9 protein-coding genes are annotated in these 10,098 nt (G+C 48.6%); all 9 read right to left on the bottom strand.

Features of this window, described 5'->3' with window-relative positions; all coding sequences use genetic code 11:
- Positions 1–210 precede the first annotated feature (210 nt).
- The 9 genes from GGC63_RS22160 to GGC63_RS22120 all read right to left on the bottom strand — a co-directional run bounded on the left by GGC63_RS22160 (position 211) and on the right by GGC63_RS22120 (position 10,083).
- Positions 211–1,188, bottom strand: coding sequence for an ROK family protein (locus GGC63_RS22160; RefSeq protein ID WP_192704156.1), 978 nt, complete (start codon positions 1,186–1,188; stop codon positions 211–213).
- Between the two features lie 30 nt (positions 1,189–1,218).
- Positions 1,219–2,013: a DeoR/GlpR family DNA-binding transcription regulator gene (locus GGC63_RS22155; RefSeq protein WP_079909934.1), complete on the bottom strand. Its 795-nt coding sequence runs from the start codon at positions 2,011–2,013 to the stop codon at positions 1,219–1,221.
- Positions 2,014–2,209: 196 nt separating this feature from the next.
- On the bottom strand, positions 2,210–3,565 hold the full coding sequence (locus tag GGC63_RS22150; protein WP_192704155.1) for a hypothetical protein: 1,356 nt from the start codon (positions 3,563–3,565) through the stop codon (positions 2,210–2,212).
- A gap of 130 nt (positions 3,566–3,695) precedes the next feature.
- A complete protein-coding gene (locus tag GGC63_RS22145) occupies positions 3,696–4,127 on the bottom strand; it encodes a MarR family winged helix-turn-helix transcriptional regulator (protein WP_192704154.1) in 432 nt (143 codons plus the stop codon).
- A gap of 74 nt (positions 4,128–4,201) precedes the next feature.
- Complete coding sequence (locus GGC63_RS22140; protein WP_192704153.1) at positions 4,202–5,962, bottom strand: hypothetical protein; 1,761 nt, start codon at positions 5,960–5,962, stop codon at positions 4,202–4,204.
- Between the two features lie 40 nt (positions 5,963–6,002).
- Complete coding sequence (locus GGC63_RS22135) at positions 6,003–7,649, bottom strand: DHA2 family efflux MFS transporter permease subunit (RefSeq protein ID WP_192704152.1); 1,647 nt, start codon at positions 7,647–7,649, stop codon at positions 6,003–6,005.
- Positions 7,650–7,660: 11 nt separating this feature from the next.
- Positions 7,661–8,980 carry an efflux RND transporter periplasmic adaptor subunit gene (locus tag GGC63_RS22130; protein ID WP_192704151.1) on the bottom strand — a complete coding sequence of 440 codons (1,320 nt, stop codon included), beginning with the start codon at positions 8,978–8,980 and terminating at the stop codon, positions 7,661–7,663.
- Positions 8,981–8,992: 12 nt separating this feature from the next.
- On the bottom strand, positions 8,993–9,649 hold the full coding sequence (locus GGC63_RS22125) for an HlyD family efflux transporter periplasmic adaptor subunit (protein WP_192704150.1): 657 nt from the start codon (positions 9,647–9,649) through the stop codon (positions 8,993–8,995).
- Positions 9,646–10,083, bottom strand: a complete 438-nt coding sequence (locus tag GGC63_RS22120; RefSeq protein WP_079909927.1) for a MarR family winged helix-turn-helix transcriptional regulator — start codon at positions 10,081–10,083, stop codon at positions 9,646–9,648. The genes GGC63_RS22125 and GGC63_RS22120 overlap by 4 nt, the downstream gene beginning before the upstream one ends.
- Positions 10,084–10,098 lie beyond the last annotated feature (15 nt).

The raw sequence follows: 10,098 nt of genomic DNA, 5'->3' as shown, positions 1-10,098 counted from the left end.
GACACCCTTGCTCTTGGCTAGTGGTTGGCAACTACGAGCCCCCACAGCGGACTTTCACCGCCTAGTTAATCGCCATGCGTGGCGCACTAAAAAAACGGCACAGGGCTTTTCCCACGCCGTTTTAGATTCCATTTTTTATTCCCAGTCTTGTCTCTAAACGTAACTTAATGACATTGGGCTTATGCCAAGGCTTTTTATGATCAAGTAGGATTACACTGTGCTTGCCTGCTTAAGCCGCTGTCCGGCCGCCATAGCGCTTCCGACGATCCCCGCATCATCAATCATTTGCGCCTGCGCGATCGTCAGCCGCTCCCAATATCCCGAATAGACCGAGTTCTGCAGCTGCTCTCGCATCGGTGCGAACAACCGCTCTCCGGCTAATGCAGCTCCCCCGCCGATGACTATCATGTCTGGACTGTACAAAGTAACTGCCGCCGCTAAGCCCTTGCCAAGCAGCCTTCCGGTATAGTTCATAATCTCCACGGCAAGCGGGTCTTCAGCATCATAGGCTTTGGAGACATCCGCTGCGGTGAGGCTTGAGCCCGGATTCGCGTCCATCCACTCTCTCATTACACTGTCACGGCCGGCCGCAAGCTGATCCTTTGCCTGACGGGCGATCCCGGTTGCGGAAACGACGGTCTCCAGACAACCGTGCAGACCGCAGCCGCAATCATAAGGAATTTCCGGGAAAGGAATATGTCCGAGCTCCCCTGCCATATAACCGCTCCCGTAATACAATTGCCCCCGATTCACCACGGCAGCCGCCAAGCCGGTTCCGATCGTTATGCCCAGTACATGGTCGTAGCCTCTTGCTGCGCCGGCAACAGCCTCACCGTAGACATACATTCTGACGTCGTTATCGATATAGGTGGGTATCCCGGTACGTCTGCGAATTTCTTCGGCTGTCGGCACCTGGGTCCACTTCAAATTGCTGGCGAATAGAGTAATGCCTTTCTCCGGATCTATAAAACCGGGGGTGCCGACACCAATCGCACTCACATCGCTATGAGTGATTCCTGCTGCGGCAAGAAGCTCATTCACCATCCCGCTGATTTTATCAAAGACGTATCCGCTTCCAAGCCCCGCTTCCGTAGGCCGCTTGATTTTATTTAACAGCTTGCCGTCTGAATCGACCAATCCGCATACGATGTTCGTTCCGCCGATATCCATTCCTATCGTGAACCCCATGATCTCTCCCCAATCCCTTCCTTTTATGCTTCAGCTCCGAGAGTCTGCAATATACACTTCAATGCCAGCCTGGTCCAGCGCAGCGGCCAGCTCCGCACTTAAGGGTGCATCCGTTATGCAGCCATCCAAAGACGACAACGGTACAATACCGAACAAAGACGCCTTCCCAATCTTCGAATGATCGACCACAGCATATGTTTTGACGGACCTCTGGATCAGCAGCCTGGCGATCTGCGCTTCCAGTTCGGAATAGGTGGTCACTCCCTGCTCCAGGGCAAGCCCATCCGCACCCATGAACATTTTACCGAGATTCAAGCCTTCGACTATTTTTTCCGCTAAAGGGCCGCACAGCTCAAAGCTGTTTTTGCGCATAACGCCTCCGGTAAGAACTACCTGCACTCCGTCGCTGTCGGCAAGCTCCATGGCAATATTTACCGCGTTGGTCACGACGGTAATATTCCTTCTCGTCTTGATCTCTTTGGCAATCAAATAAGTCGTCGTTCCGCCTGTAAGGCCTATAACATCGCCTTCCTCGATCAGCGAGGCGGCCTTGGCCGCAATGATTTCCTTCTCTACCCACAGAAGCTGCCTCTTCTCGTGAAAGGAGGCTTCCCGCATTCCGGATATGCCTTCGAATTGCGCACCTCCAATCGTTCGGATAACCGCTTCCGTCTTTACCAAATAATCAAGGTCACGGCGAGCCGTCGCTTCGGAACAGCCGAACTTGTCCATAATATCCTGAATCGTGATTCTTCCCTGCGTTTTCAAAACCGTTAAAATTTTACTGCGTCTTTCTTCGCCCTTGGACAAATCCTGATCGCCCATTTTCCACTTCACTCCAAATGCCAATCTACTTGATGACCATTCCGTTTTGATGGTTATGTCGATAATTATAGGGGTTTAATATGACAATTTCAATCATTTCCTTGATTTCTTCTTTCAAAACCTTCAATTTGAACAGATATAAAAAGCGCAAAGGCTTTTTTGCCTTTGCGCTTCTCATTTTTTATAGAGGTAAAGATTAATTATTGAAACCAATATTAACCCAGGTTCTCACTTGTTCAGCTGCTTTAGCTTTTGCTGCTGCCACAACATCGGCATCCGAAGACAATCCGTCAATGTATTGGTTAATAGGTGTCATAAGACGTTCAAACAAATCCATACCGGAAATTCCTGTTGCTGTCGCTAAGCTTCCGCCTTGATCCACCAAATCTTGGATTTCATAAATTTCTTTATCCGCGATGATAGCCGCATCCGATATGATGCCTTTCAATCTTGCTTGCACTTGAGAGTTAATGTTATTAGCTTGCTGCTCAGTTACTTTACCTGTGTACCCTTCAGTCGATAAGATTTCGCTGATTTTGGAGCCAGCATCGCTTTTAGCTTTTGCTACAGTATCTGCATCGATACCATTTTGCTCTGCTGCATGATCAATCTCGTGCTGAATGGTTTCATTTAATTTGATCGAAAGATCCGACTGGCTTAAACCAACGGCTTGCGGCAAAGTTTTACCGGATTGAAGATCAACAATAACATCGCTGTAGTTTTTGTCAGCAATAGTAGCTGCATCACTGATAATCAGCGCCAAACGGTTATTAATGACCGCATCAAGTCCTGTATTGCTTTGTGGTTGTTGTTCACTAGATGATTGATAGCCTCCTGGTGTTGCCAGCACTTCACTAATTTTTTGAGAAGCATCCGCTTTAGCTTTTTGGACTTTATCCGGATCAACAGACAATTGTCCTACTGCATTGTCAATACTTTCGTTCATCAAGGTAACCAAGGCATTATACAGGGTAGTTCTGTCTACTCCGGTTGCATTAGCTAAAGAATAACCGGAATCCAATTTTGATGTCAGATTTTCGTAATCCTCGTTAGCAATAGCAGCTACATCGGACGCCATAATACTGAGACGTTGTTTAATGACAGCATCTAAATTCACGTTGACATTTTTCACTTCTGGTTCATAACCTGGCACTTGGATCGCTTCGCCAATTTGACGAGCGCCTTCTTCCTTAATTTGTTGAATTTGCTCGGAAGTCAGGCTGCTAGGCGCATTATTATCAACGAACCAGTTGAAATTGCTTACCAATTTATCCCTCAATTCACCACCGGGCAATCCGGACGCTTGAACCAAGTTTTTACCCGAATACAGATCCGATCTTACGTATTCTTCATCTTTGTCTGCCACCCAAGATGTGTAAGTAGCCAGGTTGCGAAGGTAGTTCGCAATAATCGGCGAGCTGGCTGCTGCAGTCTGCTGTACTTCAGCCGCATAAGCCGGTTTTACTTGTGGAGCGTAAGCAAAGCTTCCCAGCAGCAAAGCAGCTGCCACCCCACCTGTAATGGTTTGTTTTGCAAAACGTTTGGTATTCATAGATCTCTCTCCATTCCTTCTATTTCTATATATTTCGTATAGGAAATATTTCTACACGAAATATATCATAATTAAACTTGTTTGTGAATGACCTTTCTGAAAAACTTCGTGAATGTTTTATGAACATCCTTTACAATTTTTTTACGTTCTCCCTAATCCGATGTAACGTATTGCTAAACTGCTTCATTTCATCCAGAGATATTCCTGTCAGCCAGCGGCTGATTACTTCTTTTTCTTTATCCAGCAGCTGCTGCAGCATCTCCTTGCCTAACGGTGTAATGACCAGACAGACGACTCTCCGGTCATCCAAGCTGCGCTCTCTTTGAAGGTATCCGTTATGAATCAGTTTATCGCACAGCAAAGTAACCGCGCTCGACGATAGCGATAAGCATTCCGCCAATTGCGATACCTTTAACGATCCGTAAAATTCAATAGTTTGAAGAGCACTCACCTGGGAACCGGAAAAACGGCGGTCCACATACTTACCGTAGGAAACCAGTTTTCTCATGATACGCCTGGATGTCTCTTCCATTTGCTCCAGTACTGCTTGTTCTGTCTCCATTTCTGGGCTCCTCTTCATACCATCAATGTAAATCCCGCGCCTCCATCAACTGGAAACGCGGGACAAGTCTCAACTTATTTAAATACAGCGACCAGACGTTTGGCTTCGCCGAACTCGGTTTGAATGGCTTCGTACATTTGGATGGTCAGGTCGGTATCCTGATAATCCGAACGTACTTTATTAAAGTCTACGATCACTTCGCCGGATACCAATTTGTTGATACCGCCGCTGTCTGTAAACGCCAAATCGTTTTCTGCCAAAGTACGGCCTGCGGAATCGACCAGGGCTACCTTCATTTTGGAGAAATCTTGATCGACTACGACATTGTCCGTTTGCTTGATATCCAAGTTCATTTTCAGCTTGTAGCCGTAGGTGACTTGAGGCATCGTAGCTGTTGCCAGGTTCGTATAAGCTTGAATGCTCCAATTCTCCACCTTCACTTGGAACGGATAGAAGGACAGGACATCCTCAGGCTGAGCGAGCGGCTGCATTGTCACGTTCAAGGCTGCAATAGCCGATTTGTACGGAGCTGCCGTTTGCGTATCGGAAAGCTTCAGAACCATCGTTTGTCCCTCTTCTGTGTTCGGAACGATGAAGGAGTAGCTTACGATGTGGGACAGCTTAGGCATAAGCTGCTTCGGCGGATTGATTTGTCTGCTGCCAGCGTAGCTTACTCCCTGAGCGGTGTTCAACTCGGCCCCAAATGCCGGTACAGGAATTGGAGAATCGCTGTTATTCGTTAACTTGAATTTGGCAATGGCCGTTTTGTAGCCGATGCCCTGGTTTTCATGCATGGTCAGCTCAACCAAGGAAACATCGACATCGGAATTGACCACTTTGCTCAGCGTATCGAATGCGATTTTCGTGTTATAGGTATAATTGACCGGCTGCAGGGCGGACGGTACTTTGCCGCCTTCCGGCAGCACGATTTGAATACGTCCGACCGTATAGCTGACGGCTGTGCTTTGTCCTTTGGCGTCGGTCTGTACAAAGCTTTCCGGCGTCAGAACATTGATCGTCTTCAAGATCGTATCTTGATTGGTTTCAATAGCATAATGAACGTATTTCTTCTCATTTGGTTCCACTGTCACTTTGGCCTGTTCAACCTGTTTCCCCTGGAAGGAGGAGGTTCCGTCTTTCCCTTCCAATACTAGATCAGGGACCGTCACGGTAGAGGCACCTTTGTTCTCAACCATCAGCTTAACGACATAAGCTGTTTTTTGGCCATTATTTTGTTTATCCATATCGACAGGAATATAAGTCAAAGGAAGATTGTTGGATGCTATGGTGAAGGCGTCGCCCCAATTTTTGATTGCAGACGGATCGGTAATCACCGCATCGGCGCCTGCCCAGCTTAATCCGGAAATAGGAACCGCCAGGACCGTCGTTTCCGTTTTAGGGTATACATTCCAGTCCACGTCGACCCATTGCAGCTCAGATAAGCCGACGGCATCTTTGTTGTCGAGCTTAATCATGTAGCTCAGCTCGGCTTCCGAATTAGGAAGTGCCGAGTGGACATTCGTGGAGCTGCCCACCAATGTATATACGGTACCGTCTTCCGTTTTGACGCGAAGCTCGTAATCCGGTACACGCTTGGAAACGGAGCTGTCATTTTTCAGATTGACAACGACCCCGATATTGACGCCGTCCGATGTTTTCTCGTTCAGCACGCTTTTGACCTGTACGCGAAGCGAATCGGTCAGCTGCTGATAGACAGGCGCATTCACGACGGAGACTTGACCCGCTTCATCGGCCCATACGGAAGCAATAGGCATCGATGCTGTGGACATAACTAAGGTGAACGCCAATGCTGTTTTTCCCCATACGTTTTTCATTGATTGTTTCCTCCAGAATTTTGCTAAATTTAAGTAATGATTAAGCTTTGACAGGTTCTGCTTGAATCCCCGCTGAAGCCGGCTTGCCGGATGACGCTTCTTCCGGAGCTTTAGCCGGAGCAGACTGCTCTTGAGGCTTCTTCTTGTCTCTTAGTAAAAAGACTAGCGGAATGCATATAAATGCCGGAATTGCCGAAATATAGAAGGTATCTGCAATACCTCGAACCAAGGCTTCCTTCTGAATGAAGCCGGCAATATAGGTCAACGCGGTGCCGCTGGCCGTTGCCGAATCCACTCCGCCCTGTGTTAACGCGCCAGAGAGCATGGAAACCACACTGCTGGCTGCCTCCGAGGTGCTCGGAACGTTCTCGGAAATCCGGAAATTATGAAACGTTTGGCGCGTGCTCATAATGGTAGTCAATATCGCGATCCCCATGGATGACATAACCTGACGGAATACGTTGGATAACGGGGATGCGTTATTGATCTGTTCTTTAGGCACAGCTCCCATACCTACTGTCGAAATAGGCATCATGCAAAGACCGATACCGAGTCCGCGGATCGTTAGCAATACGTTAATCCATATATGCGCCGTATCGGCGGTCAGCCTATGAAGCTCATAGGTGGTAACACCAAGAATCAACAGACCTACAATACCCAGCGGCAAAATACCGAGCTTCGTCAGCAGCTTACCGCTGATGGGCATCATCAATGCCATCGCAACCGATTGCGGAAGCAGCAGAATCCCCGAGTCCATGGCCGTCATCCCCTGAACGTTCTGCAGGTAAATCGGCATCAGGAACGTACCGCCCATCATGGCCATCATGACAAGACCCGATGTTAGCGTACTCGCCGAGAATTTAAGATTTTTAAATATTCTTAAATCCAGCAGCGGCTGATCTGTAGTCAATTCAACCCAAAGAAGCAGCGCCAGGCTCACAGCGGAAATATAGAACAAGCTGACAATATAAAGCGAAGTCCAGCCTTCCGTTTGGCCTTTACTGAGTGCCAGCAGAAGCGTTCCGAAGAAGGTGACCGAAAAGACAGCCCCCCATATATCGAACTTCAGCTTCGGATTCGTCGGGCTTTCCCTCAATAATACATAACATGCGATAGCTGCAATAATGCCGATCGGCACATTAAGAAAGAACAGCGTTCTCCAGCTGTAATACTGAACCAGATAGCCCCCGAGAGTCGGACCGAGCGCAGGGGCAACCATGGCGGCGACCCCCCAGATTCCCATTGCAAGGCCGATCTGATGCCGTGGAACAATCGTATACATGACCGTCATCCCGACAGGCATGATGAAGCCACCGGTCAAGCCTTGAAAGATCCGGAAAGCGATCAAGCTCGAATCATTCCATGCGACTCCGCACAGGAACGATCCGATCGTGAAGCCTATAACGGAAATAACAAGCAGCTTCTTGCTTCCAAAACGGGCTGACAGGAAGCCGCTCGCCGGGATAACAACGGCCGAAGCCAGCATAAATCCCGTAACCACCCATTGGATCGTCGTCGTGGGAACTCCGAATACGGTAGACAGCTTAGGCAGGGCTACGTTGACCAAGCTGCTGCTGAGCACCGATACGAAGGTTGCCAGAATAATAGCGATCAGCGGTAGCCAGAAGCTGGCTTCTTGGTTCTGATCCGCTAGAGGAGCTTGTGTGTGTTGAGACTGTTCAGCCACGGTAATGCCCCCTATTCCACTTTCACCTTACTGCCGTCCGCCAATTGATCTGTTGGATTGATGATAATTTGTGCATTCGCCTTTAGGGTTGCATTATCTTTTACATAAACCCAATCCGCATTTTTGTCGGTTGTATTTACTTCAACCAGCTTGGCTGTACCGTCTTGAACAGCGTAGACGAAGGTTTTATTGTCTTTTTTAATCAGAGCCGATTTCGGAACTTCCAGGCCGTTCTTTTGCTCGGTATCCTTCATGTGAACTTCAGCCAGCATTCCCGCCATCAGCAAGCCTTCGGTGTTATCGATGGTTACTTTCACAGGGAACGTTGTGCTGTTGGCGTTCGATACAGGACTTACAAAAGAAATTTTGCCTGCGAACGATTTATTAGGCACATTGGCAACCTTCACTTCGACGTCGGACCCGGATTTCATTTTGCCGATTTGCGCTTCGGGAACGCTTAGCTCCACTTGAACCGGGTTCATTTTAACGACCGTAAGCAGGGCTACGCCCGGCTGAGCCATTTCCCCAGGCTGAATGCTGCGCTTGACAACAATGCCGTCAATAGGCGAAGAAATGGTGGCATTCGCCAATGCGCTGTTAGCCAGCTCCACGCCGGCACTTGTGCGGTTCACGTCCGCTTGCAGCGCTTCAATCGTATTGCCGGTAGCGCCGCTTTTGGCCAGATCCAGCTTGGATTGGGCGGCAGATACCTGCGCTTGCGCCGCAGCTTGCTGGGCTACAGTTTGATCGTAAGCCGCTTTTGATTTCTCGTAATCGAACGTTCCTTTATCCATATCCTCTTTAGTAACGGTATTAGTGCTGTCGTACATATTTCTTAGCCGATTATATGTTTTTTGCGATAAGTCGAAAGCTGCCTTAGCCTGGTCAACAGCCGCATTCACCTGCTCGAGAGAAGCTTTGGCTGCCTGCACGGCACTTTCGAGCCCTTGAATCTCTTGCGTTCTGGCGCCTGCCTGCGTATCGGCGAGCTTTGCCTGGGATGCGACCAGTGCCGCTTCGGCTTGCTTGACCTGCTGCGTCAAATCGTCGGTTTCCAGTTGGACAAGCACGTCGCCTTTTTTGACAACGGCTCCCTCGTCTACGGTAACGTTCGCTACCTTGCCGCTGCCTTTGGAAACTACCTTAACCTCTTGGTCAGGAATAATTTTGCCGCTCAATCCGGAATCCACGTTCTGGCCCAGTTTGATCGCTTTAACCGATAGTTCTTGAGCCGCATTGGCCTTGCCGTTAACATCCCCGCATCCAGGAAGTGCAAATGCAACGGCTAATGAAAGGATCGCCGGGATCCATGTCATCTGTTTTTTTCTCATGGCTGATTTCCCTTACCCCTTCAAATGAATTTTAATAGTAGTACTCATACCCGGAGCTAACGCGAGTCCATCCTGGCTGTCGATGGAAATCTTGATCGGTATGCGCTGGGTTACCTTGGTAAAGTTCCCGCTGGTGTTTGTAGCAGGCAGAAGGGAGAAGGTGGCTGCTGTCGCTTCACCGATTTCTTTAACCTTTCCTGTCAATTTGGCCCCCGGGAAAGTATCAACCGTGAATTCAACCGTTTGCCCGACCTTAACTCGGTTAATATCTCCTTCTTCAATGTTCGCTGAAATGTACAAGTCTTTTTTGTTAACGATCATAGCGACCGTTTGTCCTGGAGACACTACCTCGCCGACCTTCGCATTCGTCTTGATAACCGTTCCTTCGATCGGTGAACGCAATGCGGCCTGATCCAGATTGCTCGTAGCCAGGTTCGTGTTATCCTGCTGGCCGACGATTTGATCGGACAAGACCGTATCTCCTTCATTGATCGCTAGAGAAGTTAATTTGCCGGAAATCCGGGGCATAACGCGATAAATATCGCCTGTAATTCTTGAATCCTCTGTCTTGATAAAATAATGCCCTTGATACCAGTAGGTGTACCCTCCCCCGGCTGCCACGACAACAGCCGCCGCAAGGATGATGGACAAGACTTGTTTCTTCTTCATGTTTTCTCCTCAACCTTCTTCTCTAAATAAGTAGTCAGCAGATCCAAGGACCGAATGATCGTATCCAGCTCCTCCTGATTCAAATCCGCCAACAAATTCTCGTAGAAGCTCTCCTGGAAAAAATGGAGCTTTTCTTTCACTGCTTCGATCTTGCTTGTTCGTCTGATCCAGACGATGCGCCGGTCCGATTCGTCCCGGACCCGTTCAAGCCACCCGTCCCGTTCCAACCGGTCAATAATACCGGAAACCGTGCTGTAAGACAGCTGGGTACATTCCGATATTTGCCCGATCGTTTTACGTTCGAAGTACACTTGACCAATCGTGGCGATTTGAGGAGTCGTCAACCCGATTTCCTTAAGGTCCTTCCCCATCGTAGCATTAAAAATTTTTGTCAGCTTCCGTATAGAATTGCCGATTTGCATAGCTCTGCTCATTTGCCAACCCTCCGA

The sequence above is a fragment of the Paenibacillus sp. OAS669 genome (genome assembly GCF_014873645.1).
Classification (GTDB): Bacteria; Bacillota; Bacilli; order Paenibacillales; family NBRC-103111; genus Paenibacillus_S; species Paenibacillus_S vulneris.
This window is presented reverse-complemented; position numbering and strand designations above follow the sequence as displayed.

Excerpts from the sequence above, each read along its gene's own strand:
- GGC63_RS22160 (WP_192704156.1), bottom strand. The coding sequence starts at position 1,188 with ATGGGGTTCACGATAGGAATGGATATCGGCGGAACGAACATCGTATGC.
- GGC63_RS22155 (WP_079909934.1), bottom strand. The coding sequence starts at position 2,013 with ATGGGCGATCAGGATTTGTCCAAGGGCGAAGAAAGACGCAGTAAAATT.
- GGC63_RS22150 (WP_192704155.1), bottom strand. The coding sequence starts at position 3,565 with ATGAATACCAAACGTTTTGCAAAACAAACCATTACAGGTGGGGTGGCA.
- GGC63_RS22145 (WP_192704154.1), bottom strand. The coding sequence starts at position 4,127 with ATGGAGACAGAACAAGCAGTACTGGAGCAAATGGAAGAGACATCCAGG.
- GGC63_RS22140 (WP_192704153.1), bottom strand. The coding sequence starts at position 5,962 with ATGAAAAACGTATGGGGAAAAACAGCATTGGCGTTCACCTTAGTTATG.
- GGC63_RS22130 (WP_192704151.1), bottom strand. The coding sequence starts at position 8,980 with ATGAGAAAAAAACAGATGACATGGATCCCGGCGATCCTTTCATTAGCC.
- GGC63_RS22125 (WP_192704150.1), bottom strand. The coding sequence starts at position 9,649 with ATGAAGAAGAAACAAGTCTTGTCCATCATCCTTGCGGCGGCTGTTGTC.
- GGC63_RS22120 (WP_079909927.1), bottom strand. The coding sequence starts at position 10,083 with ATGAGCAGAGCTATGCAAATCGGCAATTCTATACGGAAGCTGACAAAA.